Below are 20,601 nucleotides of genomic sequence, written 5' to 3' on the forward strand. Positions count from 1 at the left end.
TTATGAAACGTAGTAAATTTATTCTATTGACAGCCACCGCCTTGTGCTCTGCTTTCCTGCTCGCAGCCTGCAGCTCTAAACCTTCCACGGAGGCTAGCAGTTCTACTTCTCAGAGTTCTAAGATTAGCAGTTCTAGCAAGTCTTCGACTAAACCATCAGCTAAGCAAAGTTCTGCTTCTAACTCCGTGACATCCTCTTCAACTCCTCAGACATCTAGCGACCAGAGTATTTCCAGTCAAGTTGAGAAACCTGTGGACAACAAGACTTCAGTAGATTCGAACACGTCACCAACTCCAGCTGCCCCAGTGGCTCCAACAATTTCCGGTATGGATGTCAATGCTCTAGCAAATGGTGATTTCTCTAGCATTGCAGGTACTTGGCAGGATGATTTGGGTAATCAATTAGTCTTTGATGCAAATGGTTTGGTGTCCCATACTTACAGAGGAAAAGAGTCAAGCGACTACACTTTGACAAATAGTCAAGTATATGAAGATAAGTTCGGAGCGTTTTTAACTCATAAATCAGGGAATGAAGTGGCCTCCTTCACAGCCATTCCTAAAGGAGCTCGTCTTTATGATACTGGAAGTGAAAATCCGAAAGAACGCATTTTAGTGGGGCAAGATTTCACTTACGCATCTCAACATCCCTACTATCGCGTAGCGAATTGATGTATTGAATGATGAGAATCATGGTGCGAGTGACTTTCCAAGGTACTCATCATGCTGACAATATAAAAACAAGGAACAGAATTATTGCTGTTCCTTTTTCTTTGCTTTATCGAAAAAAGTTTGTTCATAGGGCTGTTTTGGATTATTTTTTTGTAAAATGCCTCTTTCTTCTCAAAAAATTGGTACAATAAAAGAAAGCGTTTTAATCGAATGATGAGGTAGTAACGATGAAAATATCTTTAGAAGAAATTCAAAGAGTTGCCAACCAAGGCCCTTTCTATCCAGACTGGGACTCTCTTGCGACCTATCAAGTTCCCCACTGGTTCAAAGGGGCTAAGTTTGGGATTTTTATCCACTGGGGACTTTACAGCCTTCCTGCCTTTGGGAGCGAGTGGTACTCTCGAAATATGTACATCCAAGGTACGGCAGAGTTTGACCACCATATCAAAACTTATGGGCCTCACAAAGATTTCGGCTACAAGGATTTTATCCCACTCTTTACTGCCGAAAATTTTCATGCGGACAAATGGCTGCGCCTCTTTAAAGAAGCGGGAGCCCAATATATTTTTCCAGTGGCAGAGCATCACGACGGCTTCCAGCTTTATGCTAGCCAGCTCTCTCCTTTTAATAGTGTGGAAATGGGCCCAAAGCGTGACATCTTGGGGGAATTGAGCCAGGCAGCTCAAAGGGAGCAAGTGCATTTTTGTACTTCCTCCCATCGGGCGGAGCATCACTTTTTCTTTTCACATGGGAAGGAGTTTGCCAGTGACATTGCCAGCGAAGTCAGTCGCGAGGAACTCTACTGGCCGGCTATGCCAGAGCCAGACCATCATGATTTGTTTGGTCAGCCTTATCCGAGTCAGGAGTTTCTAAATGATTGGCTTCTGCGTACCTGTGAGCTGGTTCGAGATTACCAGCCTGAGATTTTGTATTTTGACTGGTGGATTCAGCATGCAGCTTTTAAAGAGTATATAAAGCTTTTTGCGGCCTATTACTATAATTTAGGAGCAGCTTCTGGGAAGCCGACTAGCATCTGCTACAAGCATGATGCGCTGGCTTTTGGTGCGGGGATTGTGGAAGTGGAACGCGGCGGTTTTGCAGAGATCCAGCCTTTCACTTGGCAGACGGATACGGCTATCGCGCGAAATTCTTGGGGCTACACAGAGAACCTTGACTATAAGTCAGCTAAAGAAATCATCCAGACCTTGATTGATGTCGTATCCAAAAATGGGAATTTGCTGCTGAATATTGGGCCAAAAGGAGACGGGACGATTCCAGAAAAAGATCAAGAAATCTTGAGAGAAATCGGGGCTTGGCTCCAAGTGAACGGTCAAGCGATCTATGATTCACGCGCGTGGAGGCAATTTGGAGAAGGTCCGACACAAGTAGATAGTGGGCCATTTTCGGATGGGAAAAACATCCCGTATACAAACCAGGATTTCCGTTTCACGGCTAAGGGCGGAGCAGTGTACGCCTTTCTGATGGAGCCTGCAGCAAATCAGTGGCTGACGATTCAGGCCTTGGCTGACGAAAGAGAAAATCCCGCGTCTCGCTTTCATGGTATCATAGAAGAGGTATCCTTACTAGGCTATGAGGAACCGCTCGAATGGGAACAAATGCCCCAAGGTTTGCGTCTTTTCATGCCGAGTGTAGCAGGCGAATTACCCTTGGTGTTGAAGGTCCAACTGCGTTAAATCTAGACGAAAAAATGAGGCTGGGACAAAAGTCCTAGCCTCTCAATTGTCTTTGGATTGTCGAGCAAGACGCAGTGGTTGAGTGGGCTCTACTACGCTGATTTCATCAGCTTTTACAGCCCTACTCAACTGTGCGGAGGTGGGACGACGAAATCGAATTCTAAGGAATTACCGATTTCTGTCCCACTCTCATTTTACTTACTTAGTGATTTTAAATTTTCATAAAAGAGTACTCGGGCTGTTGTGATGTAAGGATAGGCCACAACTCCAGCGATTCCCAGTGTGATACCGATCAGGATATACCAGCCGATAAAGCCAAGATCCAGCAAGAAACGCTTCCACTTATAACCCTTCATCATGCGTCTACTTTGCGCGATGATTTGCCAAGGACCTTGGTAGGTGCCAGTACTCAGCTGATCATAAAGTATGAAGTCGGTCTGAGAGTAGGCGTAGTTGGCCATCAGGAAGACTGCCGTACCAGCCACGACGATAAGAGTGCCGAGAAACATCATGGGCGCATAGCTAACGATTTGCTCCACCTCAGGACTAGCAGCTGTTAATTGAGACCAATCGGATATTTTCCCATAAATAGCCAGCACCTTGTAACTGCTGAAAACAAGGAAAAATGAACCGACAAGGCTGATAGAATTCCACAACAAGAGGAGAATACTTTTAGTCAGTTGTGTGATAAAAATCGGTGAGAAAAGCTCGGCAGAAAAGATTCGGCCAATATCTGTAAAGCCAACCGTATCGCGTTTTTTCCGGACGACTTCCATCATGCTGAAGCTAGCAGATAAAAAGAGCAAGGCGATGATAAATTCTACGATTTGTGGAAAAATTTGACGACCAAAAATTACAACAAAGGCCTGATTGATCTCCAACTGGGGAACAATCTCCTCTAGATGACGGTTGGGAGACAGATAGGTAGATAAGATGGTTACCAGAGTCGGAATGGCAAAGAGCGAGAAAATGCCGTTGGTTTGATTTCGAATGGTTCGTGCTTGTGCACGGATTTCGCTTAAATTCATACAGACCTCCATTTCATGATTTTTATTATACCACATATCGTGACAGACAAGACTTTTTTTGGTAAAATCATACGGTATCTTATGAGCGCTTGTCGCTTATTTTATAGAAGAAAATAGCTGGGACTGTCTTTCCCAGCAGGAGGAAACATGTCAGATTCACCGATTCAGTATCGTTTGATCAAAAAAGAAAAGCACACAGGTGCTCGTCTAGGAGAAATCATCACCCCGCATGGCACCTTCCCAACGCCTATGTTTATGCCGGTCGGCACTCAGGCTACGGTCAAGACCCAGTCACCAGAAGAGCTCAAGCAAATGGGTTCTGGTATCATCTTGGCCAATACTTACCACCTCTGGTTGCGGCCAGGTGATGAGCTGATTGCCCGTGCAGGTGGCCTGCACAAGTTCATGAACTGGGACCAGCCTATTCTGACCGATAGTGGTGGTTTTCAGGTTTATTCTCTAGCGGACAGCCGCAACATCACAGAAGAAGGAGTAACCTTCAAAAACCACCTCAATGGTTCCAAAATGTTCCTGTCGCCAGAGAAGGCCATCTCTATTCAGAACAATCTGGGCAGCGACATCATGATGTCCTTTGATGAGTGCCCGCAGTTCTACCAGCCTTATGACTATGTCAAGAAGTCTATCGAGCGGACTAGCCGTTGGGCAGAGCGTGGACTCAAGGCCCACACTCGTCCACACGACCAAGGTCTCTTTGGGATTGTTCAGGGAGCTGGCTTTGAAGATTTACGCCGCCAGTCTGCTCAAGACTTGGTCAGCATGGATTTCCCAGGTTACTCTATCGGAGGACTGGCTGTTGGTGAGTCACATGAGGAAATGAATGCGGTGCTGGACTTCACAACGCCTCTACTGCCTGAAAATAAGCCCCGCTATCTTATGGGAGTTGGGGCGCCAGATAGCTTGATTGACGGTGTTATCCGCGGGGTCGATATGTTTGACTGCGTCCTGCCGACTCGGATTGCCCGAAATGGTACCTGTATGACCAGCGAGGGACGTCTGGTTGTCAAAAATGCCCAGTTTGAGGAAGATTTTACGCCGCTGGATCACGACTGTGATTGCTACACTTGTACCAATTATACGCGGGCTTATATCCGCCACCTGCTCAAGGCGGATGAAACCTTTGGTCTCCGCTTGACCAGTTACCACAACCTCTACTTCTTGGTAAATCTCATGAAGAAGGTTCGTCAAGCCATTATGGATGATAATCTGTTGGAATTCCGAGAAGACTTTGTTGAGCGTTACGGCTACAACCGCTCCAAGAGAAATTTCTAAGAGTCCTCATTTGAAATCGCAGGGGCTTTGTGCTATTCTACCGTGGTGCTGTAAATCACAGCGTTAGCTGTGATGCAAGAGGTTGCGACATAATCGATTGCATTGCCACGAAACGCGCGTCGGTTTCCTATTTTTGCTTTGAGTTTGAATCCCTTTGTATCTTAGACTTGAGCATAAAAAACGCTCGTTAAAAACTTTCCAAACTATATCAATAAGAATTGGAAGGCTGGTCTTGGTCGAAGCCTACATGTTTTTCGTCTCTGATTGAGACTGGTAAATTTAACGTTTTGTTTACTATGGGTGCCATTCTCTCTAGGAAAGAGGAGTTGATAGTGAACGGCGTGATATATCCTATACGCAAAGAGAGCTAATTCATTTTGTTGAGTGAAGTAGTAGCTTGGTAGTTAGAAGGTTTAGAGCTGAGGTCGATTGTTAGTCAGTCACCTTAGAAGTGAAAGTAAAAGGAGCAAAATATGTTTTTAAAAATAATCAGTAGTATCTCTACCAATAATTTTCAAGATCCAAACATGATGGAAAAAATTAACCATCTATGGCAGGAACACCAGAAAGAAGTAGAGGAGGCATTTGCCCAAGGGCTTCCGATTTATGCAGTTTATCATGATTATGCCAGCGACTACAAGGGTGATTACAGCTTGTCGCTCTGTAGTCTGTCTGATAAAGAAGACTGGGACTTTGACACTTCAGAGCAAACTTACCAAGTATTTGAGGTGGATACAAGTGATTCAAAAGGTTGCCTTCATACCTGGCAGCAAATTTGGCGGGCAGAAGAAGCAAGAGAACTGCAACGTCAGTATAGTATTGATTTTGAAAAATATGATCCAGATCAGACAGTATCTATCTTTATCGCTACCCCCAACAATGGGTAAGTTGTCAAACTGAGTTCTAGTTACATAAGAGGATCAGAACTTACTCCAAGAACTTAGGCTAGTAAAAAAGATTTAAAAAATTATTCAAATCCCTTGCAATGCTTGGTTCTTTGTGTTAAGATACTATGGTGCTGTGAAAAACAGCGTGTAGCTTTGATGCAAGAGGTTGCGACACGCTCGGTTGCATTGCCACGCAATCGCCTGTCGGTTTTCTTGTGGAGCTAGCCTATTATCTTAAATAGACGAAAAAAGGAGAAAAAGATGGCAAACAAAAAAATCCGCATCCGTTTGAAAGCTTACGAACATCGTACACTTGACACAGCGGCTGCAAAAATCGTAGAAACTGCTGCACGTACAGGTGCTGAAGTTGCGGGTCCAATCCCACTTCCAACTGAACGTAGCCTCTACACAATCATTCGTGCGACTCACAAATATAAAGACTCTCGCGAACAATTTGAAATGCGTACTCACAAACGCTTGATCGACATCATCAACCCAACTCAAAAAACAGTTGACGCTTTGATGAAGTTGGACCTTCCAAGTGGTGTGAACGTAGAAATCAAACTTTAATCTAAAGCTTGATATCTTGAGCATAAAAAACGCTCGTTAAAAACTTTTTAGACAAAAAATAGAAAAGGAAACATTTTCTCATGACAAAAGGAATCTTAGGGAAAAAAGTGGGAATGACTCAAATCTTCACTGAAGCTGGCGAATTAATCCCTGTAACTGTTGTTGAAGCAGCTCCAAACGTTGTTCTTCAAGTTAAAACAGTTGAAACAGATGGTTACAACGCAGTTCAAGTTGGTTTTGACGACCTTCGTGACGTATTGAGCAACAAACCTGCTAAAGGACATGTAGCGAAAGCTAACACGGCTCCTAAGCGCTTCATTCGTGAATTCAAAAACATTGAAGGCTTGGAAGTTGGTGCGGAAATCACAGTTGACACATTCGAAGCTGGTGATGTTGTTGATGTAACAGGAACTTCAAAAGGTAAAGGTTTCCAAGGTGTAATCAAACGCCACGGCCAATCTCGTGGTCCAATGGCTCACGGTTCACGTTACCACCGTCGTCCTGGTTCAATGGGACCAGTTGCGCCAAACCGTGTTTTCAAAAACAAACACTTGGCTGGCCGTATGGGTGGCAACCGTGTAACGATTCAAAACCTTGAAATCGTACAAGTTGTTCCAGAGAAAAACGTTATCTTGATTAAAGGAAACGTACCTGGTGCTAAGAAATCTCTTGTCACTATCAAATCAGCAGTTAAAGCTGGTAAATAATAAAGAAAGGGGAAATCAGTCACAATGGCAAACGTAAAATTATTTGACCAAACTGGTAAAGAAGCTGGTGAAGTAGTTCTTAACGACGCAATATTTGGTATCGAACCAAATGAATCAGTTGTCTTCGATGTGATCATCAGCCAACGCGCTAGCCTCCGTCAAGGAACTCACGCTGTTAAAAACCGTTCTGCAGTATCAGGCGGCGGACGCAAACCATGGCGTCAAAAAGGAACTGGACGTGCTCGTCAAGGTTCTATCCGCTCTCCACAATGGCGTGGTGGTGGTATCGTCTTCGGTCCAACTCCTCGTTCATATGCCTACAAACTTCCACAAAAAGTTCGTAGATTGGCATTGAAATCAGTTTACTCTGAAAAAGTTGCTGAAAACAAATTCGTAGCTGTAGACAGCCTTTCATTTACAGCTCCAAAAACTGCTGAGTTTGCAAAAGTGCTTGCAGCATTAAGCATTGACACAAAAGTACTTGTTATTCTTGAAGAAGGAAATGAATTTGCTGCGCTTTCAGCACGTAACCTTCCAAATGTTAAAGTTGCAACAGCAACAACAGCAAGTGTTCTTGATATCGCAAACAGCGACAAACTTCTTGTTACTCAAGCAGCTATCTCTAAAATTGAGGAGGTTCTTGCATAATGAATTTGTATGACGTTATCAAAAAGCCTGTCATCACTGAAAGCTCAATGGCTCAGCTTGAAGCAGGCAAATACGTATTTGAAGTAGACACTCGCGCTCACAAACTTTTGATCAAGCAAGCTGTTGAAGCTGCTTTTGAAGGAGTTAAAGTTGCTAATGTCAACACTATCAACGTAAAACCTAAAGCAAAACGCGTTGGACGTTACACTGGTTTTACTAACAAAACTAAAAAAGCTATCATCACTCTGACAGCAGATTCAAAAGCAATCGAGTTGTTCGGAGCTGCTGAAGCAGAATAATCTAAGGAGGAAATATCGTGGGAATTCGTGTTTATAAACCAACAACAAACGGTCGCCGTAATATGACTTCTTTGGATTTCGCTGAAATCACTACTAGCACTCCAGAAAAATCTTTGCTCGTTTCTCTTAAGAGTAAAGCTGGTCGTAACAACAACGGACGCATCACTGTTCGTCACCAAGGTGGCGGTCACAAACGTCACTACCGTTTGATTGACTTCAAACGTAACAAAGATGCTGTTGAAGCAGTAGTTAAAACTATCGAGTACGATCCAAACCGTTCAGCAAACATCGCTTTGGTTCACTATACTGACGGTGTGAAGGCATACATCATCGCTCCTAAAGGTCTTGAAGTAGGTCAACGTATCGTTTCAGGTCCTGAAGCAGATATCAAGGTCGGTAACGCACTTCCACTTGCTAACATCCCAGTTGGTACTTTGGTTCACAACATTGAGTTGAAACCAGGTCGCGGTGGTGAATTGGTCCGTGCTGCTGGAGCTTCTGCTCAAGTATTGGGTCAAGAAGGTAAATATACTCTTGTTCGTCTTCAATCAGGCGAAGTTCGTATGATCCTTGGTACTTGCCGTGCTACAGTTGGTGTTGTCGGAAACGAACAACATGGCTTGGTTAACCTTGGTAAAGCAGGACGTAGCCGTTGGAAAGGTATCCGTCCAACAGTTCGCGGTTCTGTAATGAACCCTAACGATCACCCACACGGTGGTGGTGAAGGTAAAGCACCAGTTGGTCGTAAAGCGCCATCTACTCCATGGGGCAAACCTGCTCTTGGTCTTAAAACTCGTAACAAGAAAGCGAAATCTGACAAACTTATCGTTCGTCGTCGCAACGAGAAATAATCTAAAACAATCTATCCGCCAGCTCGGTAGCGCTGCTAAGCAGCGCAGGCCGCTGTGGTACTTATTTTAAAGGAGAAAACATAAAAATGGGACGCAGTCTTAAAAAAGGACCTTTCGTCGATGAGCATTTGATGAAAAAAGTTGAAGCTCAAGCTAACGACGAAAAGAAAAAAGTTATCAAAACTTGGTCACGTCGTTCAACGATCTTCCCAAGTTTCATCGGTTACACAATCGCAGTCTATGACGGACGTAAACACGTGCCTGTTTACATCCAAGAAGACATGGTAGGTCACAAGCTTGGTGAATTTGCACCAACTCGTACTTACAAAGGTCACGCTGCAGACGACAAGAAAACACGTAGAAAATAAGGAGAACATAAATGGCAGAAATTACTTCAGCTAAAGCAATGGCTCGTACAGTGCGTGTTTCACCTCGTAAAACTCGTCTAGTTCTTGACAATATCCGTGGTAAAAACGTCGCTGACGCAATCGCAATCTTGAAATTCACTCCAAACAAAGCTGCTGGCATTATCGAAAAAGTATTGATCTCTGCAATCGCTAATGCTGAAAACAACTTTGGTTTGGAAAAAGCTAACTTGGTAGTATCTGAAGCTTTCGCAAACGAAGGACCAACTATGAAACGTTTCCGTCCACGCGCTAAAGGTTCAGCTTCACCAATCAACAAACGCACAAGCCACATCACTGTGGTTGTTGCAGAAAAATAAGGAGGTAACATCGTGGGTCAAAAAGTACATCCAATTGGTATGCGTGTCGGCATCATCCGTGATTGGGATGCCAAATGGTATGCTGAAAAAGAATACGCGGATTACCTTCATGAAGATCTTGCAATCCGTAAATTCGTTCAAAAAGAATTGGCTGACGCAGCTGTTTCAACTATTGAAATCGAACGCGCAGTAAACAAAGTTAACGTTTCACTTCACACTGCTAAACCAGGTATGGTTATCGGTAAAGGTGGAGCAAACGTTGATGCACTTCGTGCAAAACTTAACAAATTAACTGGAAAACAAGTACACATCAACATCATCGAGATCAAATCTCCAGATTTGGATGCTCACCTTGTTGGTGAAGGAATTGCTCGTCAATTGGAGCAACGTGTTGCTTTCCGTCGTGCTCAAAAACAAGCAATCCAACGTGCAATGCGTGCAGGAGCTAAAGGAATCAAAACTCAAGTATCAGGTCGTTTGAACGGTGCAGATATCGCTCGTAGCGAAGGATACTCTGAAGGAACTGTTCCACTTCACACCCTTCGTGCGGATATCGATTACGCTTGGGAAGAAGCTGATACTACTTACGGTAAACTTGGTGTTAAAGTATGGATCTACCGTGGTGAAGTTCTTCCAGCTCGTAAAAACACTAAAGGAGGTAAATAACCAATGTTAGTACCTAAACGTGTTAAACACCGTCGCGAATTCCGCGGAAAAATGCGTGGTGAAGCTAAAGGTGGTAAAGAAGTAACTTTTGGAGAATATGGTCTTCAAGCAACTACTAGCCACTGGATCACTAACCGTCAAATCGAAGCTGCCCGTATCGCTATGACTCGTTACATGAAACGTGGTGGTAAAGTTTGGATCAAAATCTTCCCACACAAATCATACACTGCAAAAGCAATCGGTGTACGGATGGGATCTGGTAAAGGGGCTCCAGAAGGTTGGGTAGCACCAGTTAAACGTGGTAAAGTGATGTTTGAAATCGCCGGTGTATCAGAAGAAATCGCTCGTGAAGCTCTTCGTCTTGCAAGCCACAAATTGCCAGTTAAATGTAAATTCGTAAAGCGTGAAGCAGAATAAGGAGAAAGCATGAAACTTAAAGAAATTCAAGATTTTGTTAAAGAACTTCGTGGTCTTTCTCAAGAAGAACTCGCGAAGCGTGAAAATGAATTGAAGAAAGAATTGTTTGACCTTCGTTTCCAAGCCGCTACTGGTCAATTGGAGCAGACAGCGCGTTTGAAAGAAGTGAAAAAACAAATCGCACGTATCAAAACTGTTCAATCAGAAGTTAAATAATAGACTTGGGAAAGGAGAAATTCTAAAATGGAACGTAATCAACGTAAAACCCTCGTCGGACGCGTCGTTTCTGACAAGATGGATAAGACAATCACAGTTGTAGTTGAAACAAAACGTAACCACCCAGTCTATGGTAAGCGTATTAACTACTCTAAGAAGTACAAAGCACATGATGAAAACAATGTTGCCAAAGAAGGCGATATCGTTCGTATCATGGAAACTCGTCCGCTTTCAGCTACAAAACGCTTCCGTCTTGTAGAAGTTATTGAAGAAGCGGTTATCATCTAATCAAACCAGAAAGGAGAAAACTTAAATGATTCAAACAGAAACTCGTTTGAAAGTTGCTGACAACAGCGGTGCTCGCGAAATCCTGACAATCAAAGTTCTTGGTGGTTCAGGACGTAAGTTCGCCAACATCGGTGATGTCATCGTTGCATCTGTAAAACAAGCTACTCCTGGTGGTGCGGTTAAAAAAGGTGACGTTGTAAAAGCGGTTATCGTTCGTACTAAATCAGGTGCTCGTCGTAAAGATGGTTCATACATCAAATTCGACGAAAACGCTGCAGTCATCATCCGTGAAGACAAAACTCCTCGCGGAACTCGTATCTTCGGCCCAGTTGCTCGCGAATTGCGTGACGGTGGCTTCATGAAGATCGTATCATTAGCTCCAGAAGTACTTTAATCTAAAATCAAACAAGTCCCCTGGAAGTTTTCCAGGGTGCCCTCATGGGCGTAAGAAATTAAAGGAGAAACCTAAGAATGTTTGTAAAAAAAGGCGACAAAGTTCGCGTAATTGCTGGTAAGGACAAGGGTGTTGAAGCACTTGTTGTTGCAGCTCTTCCAAAAGTAAACAAAGTTGTTGTTGAAGGTGTTAACCTTGTTAAGAAGCACCAAAAACCAAATAGCGAAAACCCTCAAGGTGCTATCGTAGAAAAAGAAGCACCAATCCATGCGTCAAACGTTCAAGTTCTTGACAAAAATGGTGTTGCAGGACGCGTTGGTTACAAGTTTGTAGACGGCAAAAAAGTTCGTTACAACAAAAAATCAGGCGAAGTGCTTGACTAATCACGAAGGAAAGGAGAAGTATAATGGCAAATCGTTTAAAAGAAAAATATCTTAATGAAGTAGTACCTGCTTTGACTGAAAAGTTCAACTACTCATCTGTTATGGCTGTGCCAAAAGTGGATAAAATCGTTTTGAACATGGGTGTCGGTGACGCTGTATCAAACGCTAAAAACCTTGAAAAAGCTGCTGAAGAATTGGCTCTTATCTCAGGTCAAAAACCACTTATCACTAAAGCTAAAAAATCAATCGCCGGCTTCCGTCTTCGTGAAGGTGTAGCGATCGGTGCTAAAGTAACCCTTCGTGGCGAACGTATGTATGAGTTCTTGGATAAATTGGTTACTGTATCACTTCCACGTGTGCGTGACTTCCATGGTGTTCCAACAAAATCATTTGATGGACGCGGAAACTACACTCTTGGTGTGAAAGAGCAATTGATCTTCCCAGAAATCAACTTTGATGACGTTGATAAGACTCGCGGTCTTGATATCGTTATCGTAACAACTGCTAACACTGACGAAGAGTCACGTGCATTGCTTACAGGCCTTGGAATGCCTTTTGCAAAATAATATAGGAGGTAAAACAAATGGCTAAAAAATCAATGATTGCTAAGAACAAACGCCCAGCGAAGTTCTCTACGCAAGCTTATACTCGTTGTGAAAAATGTGGCCGTCCACATTCAGTTTACCGCAAGTTTAAACTTTGCCGTGTTTGCTTCCGTGAATTAGCATACAAAGGACAAATCCCAGGCGTTACCAAAGCATCTTGGTAATTCTAGCTTCCAATTCCGTCATGATTCTTCGTTATCGTCTTTTGCCTAACTTTAGTTATGCCTACAAGCCGATGCCTAGACTCACTTAGGACTTGAAGCCTAGAAACTTATTCTGAGCCTAGCTCAATCATTAACTAGCAAGTGCAGCTTGCAAACTACTAGTAAGAGGAGAAATATAAAATGGTTATGACTGACCCAATTGCAGACTTTTTGACTCGTATCCGTAACGCTAATCAAGCGAATCACGAAGTACTTGAAGTACCTGCATCAAATATCAAAAAAGGGATTGCTGAAATCCTGAAGCGTGAAGGTTTTGTAAAAAACGTTGAAATCATCGAAGATGACAAACAAGGCATTATCCGTGTCTTCCTTAAGTACGGACAAAATGGTGAAAAAGTTATCACTGGTTTGAAACGTGTTTCAAAACCAGGTCTACGTGTTTACAAGAAACGCGAAGACCTTCCAAAAGTCTTGAACGGACTTGGAATTGCTATCCTTTCAACATCTGAAGGTTTGCTGACTGATAAAGAAGCACGCCAAAAGAACGTTGGTGGAGAAGTTATCGCTTACGTTTGGTAAAATCAAGATACAAAGAGCGTCATGGGCAATGTGAAAATAGGAAATCTGACAAAGAGTGTTAACACTCTAGGAAGATTTGTCTTTTTCACACAGACCATAGCTCGTGTTCAATTTAGCTGATTTACTGATCAGCTAAATAGAGAGTAAATTAGTTTAGGAGAAAAAGATGAAAGCTACTGAATTGAATGAAAAACTTATTGTTGCAGAAGACGCTTTGGCTGAATTGTCAAAAGATGACCTTGTATCTCTTTTATGTGAAATTGGTTATAGTCCTGCGGCTATTGATGTATTGACAGAATATCAGGAGTTTGTCAAAGCTTTTCGAAAGAAACTAGGTTTGCTCTAATCCGAATGCCCCCCGTGAAAACTGGTCGCTTGCGGCCTGACAATTTAACAGGAGAAAATAAACATGTCACGTATTGGTAATAAAGTTATCGTGTTGCCTGCTGGTGTTGAAATCACTAACAATGACAACGTTGTAACTGTAAAAGGACCTAAAGGAGAACTGACTCGTGAGTTCTCAAAAGATATTGAAATCCGTGTGGAAGGAACTGAAGTAACTCTTCACCGTCCAAACGATTCAAAAGAAATGAAAACAATCCACGGAACTACTCGTGCCCTTTTGAACAACATGGTTGTTGGAGTATCAGAAGGATTCAAGAAAGAACTTGAAATGCGTGGGGTTGGTTACCGTGCACAACTTCAAGGCTCGAAACTTGTCTTGGCTGTAGGTAAATCTCACCCAGACGAAGTTGAAGCTCCAGAAGGAATTACTTTTGAACTTCCAAACCCAACAACAATCGTTGTTAGCGGAATTTCAAAAGAAGCAGTTGGACAAACAGCTGCTTATGTACGTAGCCTTCGTGCACCAGAACCATATAAAGGTAAAGGTATCCGTTACGTTGGTGAATTCGTTCGCCGCAAAGAAGGTAAAACTGGTAAATAATATTGATTGGCTGATCATTTCAGCCAGCCAATTTATTTTCCGATTTTGTGCTAAGGCACGTCAATAATAATAAGAGGTGAAAATTGTGATTACGAAACCAGATAAAAATAAAGTCCGCCAAAAACGCCACCGTCGCGTTCGCGGAAAACTCTCTGGAACTGCTGATCGCCCACGTTTGAACGTATTCCGTTCTAATACAGGCATCTACGCTCAAGTGATTGATGACGTAGCGGGTGTAACGCTCGCAAGCGCTTCAACTCTTGACAAAGAAGTTTCAAAAGGAACTAAAACTGAACAAGCCGTTGTTGTAGGTAAACTCGTTGCAGAACGTGCAGTTGCTAAAGGTATTTCTGAAGTGGTGTTTGACCGCGGTGGATATCTCTATCACGGACGTGTAAAAGCTTTGGCTGATGCAGCTCGTGAAAACGGATTGAAATTCTAATAGGGAGGACACTAGAAAATGGCATTTAAAGACAATGCAGTTGAACTTGAAGAACGCTTAGTTGCAGTCAACCGTGTTACTAAAGTTGTTAAAGGTGGACGTCGTCTTCGTTTTGCAGCTCTTGTAGTAGTTGGTGACCGCAACGGTCGTGTTGGTTTCGGTACTGGTAAAGCTCAAGAAGTACCAGAAGCTATCCGTAAAGCAGTTGAAGATGCGAAGAAAAACTTGATCGAAGTTCCAATGGTTGGTACAACTATTCCTCACGAAGTTCTTTCAGAATTTGGTGGAGCGAAAGTATTGCTTAAGCCAGCTGTTGAAGGTTCTGGAGTTGCTGCTGGTGGTGCTGTTCGTGCCGTCATCGAATTGGCAGGTGTGGCAGATGTTACATCTAAATCACTTGGTTCAAACACTCCAATCAACATCGTTCGCGCAACTGTTGAAGGCTTGAAACAATTGAAACGCGCTGAAGAAGTTGCTGCCCTTCGTGGTATTTCAGTTTCTGACTTGGCTTAAGAAAGGGGAACTCATGGCTCAAATTAAAATTACTTTGACTAAGTCTCCAATCGGACGCATCCCGTCACAACGTAAAACTGTTGTAGCACTTGGACTTGGCAAATTGAACAGCTCAGTTATCAAAGAAGACAATCCAGCGGTACGCGGTATGATCACTGCTGTATCTCACTTGGTAACTGTTGAAGAAGTTAAGTAAGCCTTAGCTGAAAAACTTTTATTAAGATACATTAGGGGATTTGAGAATTTTCTCAGCCCCTAAAACTAAATATATGTATAGGCGAGTTTGTATCAGAGACACCTTTTCTCTGGTACGAGCGCTAGCATTTTACAAAAGAGGAGAAAAAATAATGAAACTTCATGAATTACAACCTGCTGCAGGTTCACGTAAAGTTCGCAACCGTGTTGGTCGCGGTACTTCATCAGGTAACGGTAAAACTTCTGGTCGCGGTCAAAAAGGTCAAAAAGCACGTAGCGGTGGCGGTGTTCGTCTTGGTTTTGAAGGTGGACAAACTCCATTGTTCCGTCGTGTACCAAAACGTGGTTTCTTGAATGTAAACCGTAAAGAATACGCGATTGTTAACCTTGACCAATTAAATGTCTTTGAAGATGGTACAGAAGTAACTCCAGTGGTTCTCATCGAAGCAGGTATTGTAAAAGCTGAAAAATCTGGTGTTAAGATTCTTGGTAACGGAGAATTGACTAAGAAGTTGACTGTTAAAGCAGCTAAATTCTCTAAATCAGCTGAAGAAGCTATCACTGCTAAAGGTGGTTCAGTCGAAGTCATCTAAGAGAGGTGACCTATGTTTTTCAAGCTATTAAAAGACGCACTTAAAATAAAACAAGTACGGTCTAAGATTTTGTTCACACTGTTCATTATCTTAGTTTTCCGTATTGGTACAACTATAACCGTTCCAGGAATTAATGCGAAAGCATTGAATAGTTTAAGCGATTTACCTTTCTTAAACATGCTTAGCTTGGTTTCAGGGAATGCCATGCGTAACTTCTCTGTTTTTGCTCTCGGAGTTAGCCCTTACATCACGGCTTCGATCGTGGTTCAGCTCTTGCAAATGGATTTGCTTCCAAAATTTGTAGAGTGGGGCAAGCAAGGGGAAGTCGGACGGAGAAAGCTTAATCAAGCAACTCGCTATATTTCTCTGGTATTGGCCTTTGTCCAATCCATCGGGATTACAGCTGGGTTTGCGACTTTGTCGAGAACCAAATTAGTAGCGAATCCAAATTGGCAAACCTATCTTTTGATTGGTGCCCTCCTCACGACAGGTTCAGTTATTGTGACCTGGTTAGGAGAGCAAATCACAGATAAGGGTTATGGTAATGGTGTATCCATGATTATCTTTGCAGGGATTGTATCTGGTATTCCTGGTATGATCAAAGGGATCTATGAAGATTACTTTGTTAATATCCCGAGCGATCGACTCAATTCGTCTTTGATTTTCGTTGGAATTTTAATTGTTGCGGTTTTGGTGATTATCTATTTCACAACCTTTGTGCAACAAGCTGAGTACAAAATTCCAATTCAATATACGAAGATTGCTCAAGGTGCCCCTTCAAGTTCCTACCTACCGTTAAAAGTGAATCCTGCTGGTGTTATCCCAGTTATCTTTGCAAGTTCGATTACAGCTGCTCCAGCAGCTATCTTCCAATTTGTAAGTGCTATGGGCTATAACGCATCATGGGTTCGGACGGCGCAGGCGCTTCTAGCGACTACAACCATCAGTGGTATGTTTACCTATGCCCTCTTGATTATTCTCTTTACTTTCTTTTATACATTTGTACAAATTAATCCTGAAAAGACAGCAGAGAATTTACAAAAGAGTGGAGCCTACATCCCGGGTGTCCGTCCAGGTAAGGGAACGGAAGAATATATGTCTAAATTGCTTCGCCGTTTGGCGACAGTTGGCTCACTATTCCTAGGAATTATCACAATCATTCCGATCCTAGCCAAAGATCTTTTCGGTCTGACCGATGCAGTTGCTCTTGGAGGAACTAGTCTTCTTATCATCATTTCAACAGGTATTGAAGGAATGAAACAGTTGGAAGGTTATCTTCTGAAGCGTAAGTATGTCGGATTTATGGATACTACAACAGAATAGAAATAGGTTGACTTAGTCAACCTTCTATTTTGTTTTTAAAAAAGTTTATTAAGTGTTTTAATAGATTGCTTTAAAAACAAAAAAGGAGACAAAACATGAATCTTTTGATTATGGGCTTGCCAGGCGCAGGCAAGGGAACACAAGCAGCCAAAATTGTGGAACAATTCCACGTGGCACATATTTCAACTGGGGATATGTTCCGTGCTGCTATGGCCAATGAAACAGAAATGGGTGTTTTAGCGAAATCCTACATTTCTAAAGGAGAGTTGGTGCCAGATGAAGTGACAAACGGAATTGTGAAAGAGCGCTTAGCACAAGATGATATTAAAGAAACTGGTTTCTTGTTGGACGGTTATCCACGGACAATTGATCAAGCACATGCTTTGGATAAAATCCTTGCGGATCTGGACATCCAACTTGACGCAGTTATCAATATCGAAGTAAATCCAGATAGTTTGTTAGAACGTTTGAGCGGACGGATTATCCACCGCGAAACAGGGGAAACCTTCCATAAGGTTTTCAACCCACCAGTGGATTACAAAGAAGAAGATTACTATCAACGTGAAGACGACAAACCTGAAACAGTAAAACGTCGTTTGGATGTTAATATCGCTCAAGGCCAACCAATTATTGATCATTACCGTGCTCAAGGACTCGTTCACGACATTCAGGGCAATCAAGAGATTGAGGCAGTCTTCTCAGATATCGAAAAAGTCTTGTCAAATTTAAAATAAAAGCGTTTTTCCTGCTTGCAATATTTGACAAGTAGTGATACAATGAATTAGTCTGACTTATAATTGTTACCTCTGTGCTCAGAGGAATCTATCGAAATTTAGGGAGGTACTTTTGCGTGGCAAAAGACGATGTGATTGAAGTCGAAGGCAAAGTAGTTGATACGATGCCGAACGCAATGTTTACGGTTGAACTTGAAAATGGACATCAGATTTTAGCAACAGTTTCTGGTAAAATTCGTAAAAACTATATTCGTATTTTAGCGGGAGATCGTGTTACTGTCGAGATGAGTCCTTATGATTTGACACGTGGACGGATCACTTACCGCTTTAAATAATCGAAAAACTTGGAGGGATAAGAAATGAAAGTAAGACCATCGGTCAAACCAATTTGCGAATACTGTAAAGTTATTCGTCGTAATGGCCGTGTTATGGTAATTTGCCCAGCAAATCCAAAACACAAACAACGTCAAGGATAAGATAGAAAGGAGAAAACATGGCTCGTATTGCTGGAGTTGACATTCCAAATGACAAACGTGTAGTCGTTTCACTTACTTACGTGTATGGTATCGGACTTCCAACTTCTAAGAAAATTTTGGCTGCAGCTGGAATCTCAGAAGATATCCGTGTCAAAGATTTGACATCAGATCAAGAAGACGCTATCCGTCGCGAAGTGGATGCAATCAAGGTTGAAGGTGACCTTCGTCGTGAAGTAAACCTTAACATCAAACGTTTGATGGAAATCGGTTCATACCGTGGTATCCGTCACCGTCGTGGACTTCCTGTCCGTGGACAAAACACTAAGAACAATGCTCGTACTCGTAAAGGTAAAGCCGTTGCGATTGCAGGTAAGAAAAAATAATATAGGAGGTAAAAGTCTTGGCTAAACCAACACGTAAACGTCGTGTGAAGAAAAATATCGAATCTGGTATTGCACATATTCACGCTACATTTAATAACACTATTGTTATGATTACTGATGTGCATGGTAATGCGATTGCTTGGTCATCTGCTGGTGCTCTTGGTTTCAAAGGTTCTCGTAAATCTACACCATTTGCTGCCCAAATGGCATCTGAAGCAGCTGCTAAGTCTGCACAAGAACACGGTCTTAAATCAGTTGAAGTTACAGTTAAAGGTCCAGGTTCTGGTCGTGAGTCAGCTATTCGTGCACTTGCTGCAGCTGGTCTGGAAGTAACTGCTATTCGTGATGTGACTCCTGTGCCACACAATGGTGCTCGTCCTCCAAAACGTCGCCGTGTATAATCATAAACAATTACACTGCTTTTCGTTTAAGAGGGAGTTAACTAAATGATTGAGTTTGAAAAACCAAATATAACAAAAATTGATGAAAATAAAAATTATGGCAAGTTTGTAGTTGAGCCGCTAGAACGCGGTTACGGTACAACACTTGGGAATTCGCTTCGTCGTGTACTTCTCGCCTCACTTCCAGGTGCAGCAGTGACTTCTATCAACATTGAAGGAGTATTGCACGAATTTGATACGATTTCTGGGGTCCGTGAAGATGTTATGCAGATTATTCTGAACATCAAGGGGATTGCTGTAAAATCTTACGTCCAAGACGAAAAGATGATTGAATTGGATGTTGAAGGTCCTGCAGAAGTAACTGCTGGAGACATTTTGACAGACAGTGATATCGAAATTGTAAACCCTGATCATTATCTCTTTACAATCAGTGAAGGTGCTCGCTTCAAAGCGAAAATGGCTGTGAATAGCGGTCGTGGATATGTACCAGCTGACGAAAATAAAAAAGATGATGCACCAGTAGGCACACTTGCGGTAGATTCTATCTATACGCCTGTGACAAAAGTAAATTACCAGGTTGAACCAGCTCGTGTTGGTAGCAACGATGGTTTTGATAAACTTACCCTTGAAATTTTAACGAATGGAACAATTATTCCCGAAGACGCTTTGGGACTATCAGCTCGTATCCTGACAGAGCATCTGAACCTCTTTACAGATTTAACAGAAGTTGCTATTTCAACTGATGTGATGAAGGAAGCAGAGAAATCTTCAGATGATCGCATTTTGGAACGTACTATTGAAGAATTGGATCTATCAGTTCGTTCATACAACTGTCTGAAACGTGCAGGAATTAATACTGTCTTTGATTTGACAGAAAAATCTGAGCCTGAAATGATGAAAGTTCGTAACTTGGGCCGCAAGAGTCTTGAAGAAGTTAAAGTTAAACTTGCTGACCTTGGTCTTGGGTTAAGAAATGATAAATAAAGGAGGAATACATGGCTTACCGTAAACTAGGACGCACTAGCTCACAACGTAAAGCAATGCTTCGTGATTTGACTACTGACTTGATTATCAATGAATCAATCGTAACAACTGAAGCTCGTGCTAAAGAAATCCGTAAAACAGTTGAAAAAATGATTACTCTTGGTAAACGTGGTGACTTGCATGCTCGTCGTCAAGCAGCAGCTTTTGTACGTAACGAAATTGCATCAGAAAACTACAATGAAGAGACTAACAAGTACACTACAACTACAGCTCTTCAAAAATTATTCTCTGAATTGGCACCTCGCTATGCTGAGCGCAATGGTGGATACACTCGTATTCTTAAGACTGAACCACGCCGTGGGGATGCTGCGCCAATGGCAATTATTGAATTAGTATAATTTTTATCAATTTTGTTGAGTGTTATGATGATGGAGTTCTTATACTCTTAGTCTAGCTCTGGTCTACCGCTAGGATTTTTCCTAGCGGGAACACTCATCATCATGATGAAAGGGTAGACGCTTGTTTACGAAATT

Annotated in this window: 35 protein-coding genes; 34 read left to right on the plus strand and 1 reads right to left on the minus strand. The window is 42.3% G+C overall.

Annotated features, from left to right (window positions below; translation table 11 throughout):
- Nucleotides 1-2: 2 nt before the first annotated feature.
- Together HMPREF9960_RS01195 and HMPREF9960_RS01200 are read left to right on the plus strand one after the other, a co-directional pair.
- On the plus strand, nt 3-668 hold the full coding sequence (locus tag HMPREF9960_RS01195; protein WP_005591990.1) for a DUF6287 domain-containing protein: 666 nt from the start codon (nt 3-5) through the stop codon (nt 666-668).
- Nucleotides 669-895: 227 nt separating this feature from the next.
- On the plus strand, nt 896-2,362 hold the full coding sequence (locus HMPREF9960_RS01200; RefSeq protein ID WP_005591308.1) for an alpha-L-fucosidase: 1,467 nt from the start codon (nt 896-898) through the stop codon (nt 2,360-2,362).
- Nucleotides 2,363-2,556: 194 nt separating this feature from the next.
- Here HMPREF9960_RS01200 and HMPREF9960_RS01205 read toward each other — a convergent pair whose 3' ends face one another.
- Nucleotides 2,557-3,390: a DUF975 family protein gene (locus HMPREF9960_RS01205; RefSeq protein ID WP_005592000.1), complete on the minus strand. Its 834-nt coding sequence runs from the start codon at nt 3,388-3,390 to the stop codon at nt 2,557-2,559.
- Between the two features lie 147 nt (nt 3,391-3,537).
- Here HMPREF9960_RS01205 and tgt point away from each other — a divergent pair, with 147 nt between their 5' ends.
- The 32 genes from tgt to rplQ all read left to right on the plus strand — a co-directional run bounded on the left by tgt (nt 3,538) and on the right by rplQ (nt 20,466).
- Nucleotides 3,538-4,680 (plus strand): tRNA guanosine(34) transglycosylase Tgt, encoded by a 1,143-nt coding sequence (tgt, locus tag HMPREF9960_RS01210; RefSeq protein ID WP_005591306.1) that lies wholly within the window; start codon nt 3,538-3,540, stop codon nt 4,678-4,680.
- Between the two features lie 473 nt (nt 4,681-5,153).
- Entirely contained in the window at nt 5,154-5,567 is a 414-nt protein-coding gene (locus tag HMPREF9960_RS01215) for a GyrI-like domain-containing protein (RefSeq protein WP_005591305.1), read from the plus strand.
- A 261-nt stretch (nt 5,568-5,828) separates the two neighbouring features.
- Nucleotides 5,829-6,137 carry a 30S ribosomal protein S10 gene (gene rpsJ, locus HMPREF9960_RS01220; protein ID WP_005591304.1) on the plus strand — a complete coding sequence of 103 codons (309 nt, stop codon included), beginning with the start codon at nt 5,829-5,831 and terminating at the stop codon, nt 6,135-6,137.
- A gap of 80 nt (nt 6,138-6,217) precedes the next feature.
- Entirely contained in the window at nt 6,218-6,844 is a 627-nt protein-coding gene (rplC, locus tag HMPREF9960_RS01225) for a 50S ribosomal protein L3 (RefSeq protein WP_005591303.1), read from the plus strand.
- 24 nt (nt 6,845-6,868) lie between these two features.
- On the plus strand, nt 6,869-7,492 hold the full coding sequence (rplD, locus tag HMPREF9960_RS01230) for a 50S ribosomal protein L4 (protein ID WP_005591302.1): 624 nt from the start codon (nt 6,869-6,871) through the stop codon (nt 7,490-7,492).
- Entirely contained in the window at nt 7,492-7,791 is a 300-nt protein-coding gene (locus HMPREF9960_RS01235) for a 50S ribosomal protein L23 (RefSeq protein WP_005591301.1), read from the plus strand. The genes rplD and HMPREF9960_RS01235 overlap by 1 nt, the downstream gene beginning before the upstream one ends.
- A gap of 17 nt (nt 7,792-7,808) precedes the next feature.
- On the plus strand, nt 7,809-8,642 hold the full coding sequence (gene rplB, locus HMPREF9960_RS01240) for a 50S ribosomal protein L2 (protein ID WP_002894482.1): 834 nt from the start codon (nt 7,809-7,811) through the stop codon (nt 8,640-8,642).
- An 86-nt stretch (nt 8,643-8,728) separates the two neighbouring features.
- Nucleotides 8,729-9,010 (plus strand): 30S ribosomal protein S19, encoded by a 282-nt coding sequence (gene rpsS, locus HMPREF9960_RS01245; RefSeq protein ID WP_000533766.1) that lies wholly within the window; start codon nt 8,729-8,731, stop codon nt 9,008-9,010.
- 11 nt (nt 9,011-9,021) lie between these two features.
- Complete coding sequence (rplV, locus tag HMPREF9960_RS01250; RefSeq protein WP_005591300.1) at nt 9,022-9,366, plus strand: 50S ribosomal protein L22; 345 nt, start codon at nt 9,022-9,024, stop codon at nt 9,364-9,366.
- 12 nt (nt 9,367-9,378) lie between these two features.
- Nucleotides 9,379-10,032, plus strand: a complete 654-nt coding sequence (gene rpsC / locus HMPREF9960_RS01255; protein ID WP_005591299.1) for a 30S ribosomal protein S3 — start codon at nt 9,379-9,381, stop codon at nt 10,030-10,032.
- A 3-nt stretch (nt 10,033-10,035) separates the two neighbouring features.
- Entirely contained in the window at nt 10,036-10,449 is a 414-nt protein-coding gene (rplP, locus tag HMPREF9960_RS01260; RefSeq protein WP_005591298.1) for a 50S ribosomal protein L16, read from the plus strand.
- 9 nt (nt 10,450-10,458) lie between these two features.
- A complete protein-coding gene (gene rpmC, locus HMPREF9960_RS01265) occupies nt 10,459-10,665 on the plus strand; it encodes a 50S ribosomal protein L29 (RefSeq protein ID WP_005591297.1) in 207 nt (68 codons plus the stop codon).
- A 27-nt stretch (nt 10,666-10,692) separates the two neighbouring features.
- The gene (rpsQ, locus tag HMPREF9960_RS01270) at nt 10,693-10,953 is read left to right on the plus strand and encodes a 30S ribosomal protein S17 (protein WP_005591296.1); all 261 of its coding nucleotides are present in this window, start codon (nt 10,693-10,695) and stop codon (nt 10,951-10,953) included.
- A gap of 25 nt (nt 10,954-10,978) precedes the next feature.
- The gene (rplN, locus tag HMPREF9960_RS01275; protein ID WP_002894494.1) at nt 10,979-11,347 is read left to right on the plus strand and encodes a 50S ribosomal protein L14; all 369 of its coding nucleotides are present in this window, start codon (nt 10,979-10,981) and stop codon (nt 11,345-11,347) included.
- A 77-nt stretch (nt 11,348-11,424) separates the two neighbouring features.
- The gene (rplX, locus tag HMPREF9960_RS01280; RefSeq protein ID WP_005591295.1) at nt 11,425-11,730 is read left to right on the plus strand and encodes a 50S ribosomal protein L24; all 306 of its coding nucleotides are present in this window, start codon (nt 11,425-11,427) and stop codon (nt 11,728-11,730) included.
- Nucleotides 11,731-11,753: 23 nt separating this feature from the next.
- The gene (rplE, locus tag HMPREF9960_RS01285) at nt 11,754-12,296 is read left to right on the plus strand and encodes a 50S ribosomal protein L5 (RefSeq protein WP_005591294.1); all 543 of its coding nucleotides are present in this window, start codon (nt 11,754-11,756) and stop codon (nt 12,294-12,296) included.
- A gap of 17 nt (nt 12,297-12,313) precedes the next feature.
- Nucleotides 12,314-12,499: a type Z 30S ribosomal protein S14 gene (locus tag HMPREF9960_RS01290; RefSeq protein WP_001085697.1), complete on the plus strand. Its 186-nt coding sequence runs from the start codon at nt 12,314-12,316 to the stop codon at nt 12,497-12,499.
- A gap of 180 nt (nt 12,500-12,679) precedes the next feature.
- On the plus strand, nt 12,680-13,078 hold the full coding sequence (rpsH, locus tag HMPREF9960_RS01295) for a 30S ribosomal protein S8 (RefSeq protein WP_002899666.1): 399 nt from the start codon (nt 12,680-12,682) through the stop codon (nt 13,076-13,078).
- A gap of 166 nt (nt 13,079-13,244) precedes the next feature.
- On the plus strand, nt 13,245-13,424 hold the full coding sequence (locus tag HMPREF9960_RS01300) for a hypothetical protein (RefSeq protein ID WP_000648250.1): 180 nt from the start codon (nt 13,245-13,247) through the stop codon (nt 13,422-13,424).
- 63 nt (nt 13,425-13,487) lie between these two features.
- Nucleotides 13,488-14,024, plus strand: a complete 537-nt coding sequence (gene rplF / locus HMPREF9960_RS01305) for a 50S ribosomal protein L6 (RefSeq protein WP_005591293.1) — start codon at nt 13,488-13,490, stop codon at nt 14,022-14,024.
- Nucleotides 14,025-14,109: 85 nt separating this feature from the next.
- A complete protein-coding gene (rplR, locus tag HMPREF9960_RS01310) occupies nt 14,110-14,466 on the plus strand; it encodes a 50S ribosomal protein L18 (RefSeq protein WP_005592009.1) in 357 nt (118 codons plus the stop codon).
- Between the two features lie 18 nt (nt 14,467-14,484).
- Nucleotides 14,485-14,979 (plus strand): 30S ribosomal protein S5, encoded by a 495-nt coding sequence (rpsE, locus tag HMPREF9960_RS01315; RefSeq protein WP_005591292.1) that lies wholly within the window; start codon nt 14,485-14,487, stop codon nt 14,977-14,979.
- Nucleotides 14,980-14,992: 13 nt separating this feature from the next.
- On the plus strand, nt 14,993-15,175 hold the full coding sequence (gene rpmD / locus HMPREF9960_RS01320; protein ID WP_002894509.1) for a 50S ribosomal protein L30: 183 nt from the start codon (nt 14,993-14,995) through the stop codon (nt 15,173-15,175).
- 151 nt (nt 15,176-15,326) lie between these two features.
- Entirely contained in the window at nt 15,327-15,767 is a 441-nt protein-coding gene (gene rplO / locus HMPREF9960_RS01325) for a 50S ribosomal protein L15 (protein ID WP_005592004.1), read from the plus strand.
- A gap of 12 nt (nt 15,768-15,779) precedes the next feature.
- Nucleotides 15,780-17,090 (plus strand): preprotein translocase subunit SecY, encoded by a 1,311-nt coding sequence (gene secY / locus HMPREF9960_RS01330; protein ID WP_005591290.1) that lies wholly within the window; start codon nt 15,780-15,782, stop codon nt 17,088-17,090.
- A gap of 95 nt (nt 17,091-17,185) precedes the next feature.
- The gene (locus tag HMPREF9960_RS01335) at nt 17,186-17,824 is read left to right on the plus strand and encodes an adenylate kinase (protein ID WP_005591289.1); all 639 of its coding nucleotides are present in this window, start codon (nt 17,186-17,188) and stop codon (nt 17,822-17,824) included.
- Nucleotides 17,825-17,940: 116 nt separating this feature from the next.
- A complete protein-coding gene (gene infA / locus HMPREF9960_RS01340) occupies nt 17,941-18,159 on the plus strand; it encodes a translation initiation factor IF-1 (protein ID WP_001029883.1) in 219 nt (72 codons plus the stop codon).
- Nucleotides 18,160-18,183: 24 nt separating this feature from the next.
- Complete coding sequence (rpmJ, locus tag HMPREF9960_RS09870) at nt 18,184-18,300, plus strand: 50S ribosomal protein L36 (RefSeq protein ID WP_001808836.1); 117 nt, start codon at nt 18,184-18,186, stop codon at nt 18,298-18,300.
- Nucleotides 18,301-18,317: 17 nt separating this feature from the next.
- Nucleotides 18,318-18,683, plus strand: a complete 366-nt coding sequence (rpsM, locus tag HMPREF9960_RS01345) for a 30S ribosomal protein S13 (protein WP_005591288.1) — start codon at nt 18,318-18,320, stop codon at nt 18,681-18,683.
- Nucleotides 18,684-18,700: 17 nt separating this feature from the next.
- Nucleotides 18,701-19,084, plus strand: a complete 384-nt coding sequence (gene rpsK / locus HMPREF9960_RS01350) for a 30S ribosomal protein S11 (RefSeq protein ID WP_001118385.1) — start codon at nt 18,701-18,703, stop codon at nt 19,082-19,084.
- A 45-nt stretch (nt 19,085-19,129) separates the two neighbouring features.
- The gene (locus HMPREF9960_RS01355) at nt 19,130-20,068 is read left to right on the plus strand and encodes a DNA-directed RNA polymerase subunit alpha (RefSeq protein WP_005591287.1); all 939 of its coding nucleotides are present in this window, start codon (nt 19,130-19,132) and stop codon (nt 20,066-20,068) included.
- 11 nt (nt 20,069-20,079) lie between these two features.
- Nucleotides 20,080-20,466, plus strand: a complete 387-nt coding sequence (rplQ, locus tag HMPREF9960_RS01360) for a 50S ribosomal protein L17 (RefSeq protein WP_005591286.1) — start codon at nt 20,080-20,082, stop codon at nt 20,464-20,466.
- Nucleotides 20,467-20,601: the final 135 nt, after the last annotated feature.

Source organism: Streptococcus cristatus ATCC 51100 (assembly GCF_000222765.1).
GTDB classification, from domain to species: domain Bacteria; phylum Bacillota; class Bacilli; order Lactobacillales; family Streptococcaceae; genus Streptococcus; species Streptococcus cristatus.

What these genes read in the sequence shown, in the direction of transcription:
- HMPREF9960_RS01195 (WP_005591990.1), top strand. Translation starts at nt 3, where the DNA reads ATGAAACGTAGTAAATTTATTCTATTGACAGCCACCGCCTTGTGCTCT.
- HMPREF9960_RS01200 (WP_005591308.1), top strand. Translation starts at nt 896, where the DNA reads ATGAAAATATCTTTAGAAGAAATTCAAAGAGTTGCCAACCAAGGCCCT.
- HMPREF9960_RS01205 (WP_005592000.1), bottom strand. Translation starts at nt 3,390, where the DNA reads ATGAATTTAAGCGAAATCCGTGCACAAGCACGAACCATTCGAAATCAA.
- tgt (WP_005591306.1), top strand. Translation starts at nt 3,538, where the DNA reads ATGTCAGATTCACCGATTCAGTATCGTTTGATCAAAAAAGAAAAGCAC.
- HMPREF9960_RS01215 (WP_005591305.1), top strand. Translation starts at nt 5,154, where the DNA reads ATGTTTTTAAAAATAATCAGTAGTATCTCTACCAATAATTTTCAAGAT.
- rpsJ (WP_005591304.1), top strand. Translation starts at nt 5,829, where the DNA reads ATGGCAAACAAAAAAATCCGCATCCGTTTGAAAGCTTACGAACATCGT.
- rplC (WP_005591303.1), top strand. Translation starts at nt 6,218, where the DNA reads ATGACAAAAGGAATCTTAGGGAAAAAAGTGGGAATGACTCAAATCTTC.
- rplD (WP_005591302.1), top strand. Translation starts at nt 6,869, where the DNA reads ATGGCAAACGTAAAATTATTTGACCAAACTGGTAAAGAAGCTGGTGAA.
- HMPREF9960_RS01235 (WP_005591301.1), top strand. Translation starts at nt 7,492, where the DNA reads ATGAATTTGTATGACGTTATCAAAAAGCCTGTCATCACTGAAAGCTCA.
- rpsS (WP_000533766.1), top strand. Translation starts at nt 8,729, where the DNA reads ATGGGACGCAGTCTTAAAAAAGGACCTTTCGTCGATGAGCATTTGATG.
- rplV (WP_005591300.1), top strand. Translation starts at nt 9,022, where the DNA reads ATGGCAGAAATTACTTCAGCTAAAGCAATGGCTCGTACAGTGCGTGTT.
- rplP (WP_005591298.1), top strand. Translation starts at nt 10,036, where the DNA reads ATGTTAGTACCTAAACGTGTTAAACACCGTCGCGAATTCCGCGGAAAA.
- rpmC (WP_005591297.1), top strand. Translation starts at nt 10,459, where the DNA reads ATGAAACTTAAAGAAATTCAAGATTTTGTTAAAGAACTTCGTGGTCTT.
- rpsQ (WP_005591296.1), top strand. Translation starts at nt 10,693, where the DNA reads ATGGAACGTAATCAACGTAAAACCCTCGTCGGACGCGTCGTTTCTGAC.
- rplN (WP_002894494.1), top strand. Translation starts at nt 10,979, where the DNA reads ATGATTCAAACAGAAACTCGTTTGAAAGTTGCTGACAACAGCGGTGCT.
- rplX (WP_005591295.1), top strand. Translation starts at nt 11,425, where the DNA reads ATGTTTGTAAAAAAAGGCGACAAAGTTCGCGTAATTGCTGGTAAGGAC.
- rplE (WP_005591294.1), top strand. Translation starts at nt 11,754, where the DNA reads ATGGCAAATCGTTTAAAAGAAAAATATCTTAATGAAGTAGTACCTGCT.
- HMPREF9960_RS01290 (WP_001085697.1), top strand. Translation starts at nt 12,314, where the DNA reads ATGGCTAAAAAATCAATGATTGCTAAGAACAAACGCCCAGCGAAGTTC.
- rpsH (WP_002899666.1), top strand. Translation starts at nt 12,680, where the DNA reads ATGGTTATGACTGACCCAATTGCAGACTTTTTGACTCGTATCCGTAAC.
- HMPREF9960_RS01300 (WP_000648250.1), top strand. Translation starts at nt 13,245, where the DNA reads ATGAAAGCTACTGAATTGAATGAAAAACTTATTGTTGCAGAAGACGCT.
- rplF (WP_005591293.1), top strand. Translation starts at nt 13,488, where the DNA reads ATGTCACGTATTGGTAATAAAGTTATCGTGTTGCCTGCTGGTGTTGAA.
- rpsE (WP_005591292.1), top strand. Translation starts at nt 14,485, where the DNA reads ATGGCATTTAAAGACAATGCAGTTGAACTTGAAGAACGCTTAGTTGCA.
- rpmD (WP_002894509.1), top strand. Translation starts at nt 14,993, where the DNA reads ATGGCTCAAATTAAAATTACTTTGACTAAGTCTCCAATCGGACGCATC.
- rplO (WP_005592004.1), top strand. Translation starts at nt 15,327, where the DNA reads ATGAAACTTCATGAATTACAACCTGCTGCAGGTTCACGTAAAGTTCGC.
- secY (WP_005591290.1), top strand. Translation starts at nt 15,780, where the DNA reads ATGTTTTTCAAGCTATTAAAAGACGCACTTAAAATAAAACAAGTACGG.
- HMPREF9960_RS01335 (WP_005591289.1), top strand. Translation starts at nt 17,186, where the DNA reads ATGAATCTTTTGATTATGGGCTTGCCAGGCGCAGGCAAGGGAACACAA.
- rpmJ (WP_001808836.1), top strand. Translation starts at nt 18,184, where the DNA reads ATGAAAGTAAGACCATCGGTCAAACCAATTTGCGAATACTGTAAAGTT.
- rpsM (WP_005591288.1), top strand. Translation starts at nt 18,318, where the DNA reads ATGGCTCGTATTGCTGGAGTTGACATTCCAAATGACAAACGTGTAGTC.
- HMPREF9960_RS01355 (WP_005591287.1), top strand. Translation starts at nt 19,130, where the DNA reads ATGATTGAGTTTGAAAAACCAAATATAACAAAAATTGATGAAAATAAA.
- rplQ (WP_005591286.1), top strand. Translation starts at nt 20,080, where the DNA reads ATGGCTTACCGTAAACTAGGACGCACTAGCTCACAACGTAAAGCAATG.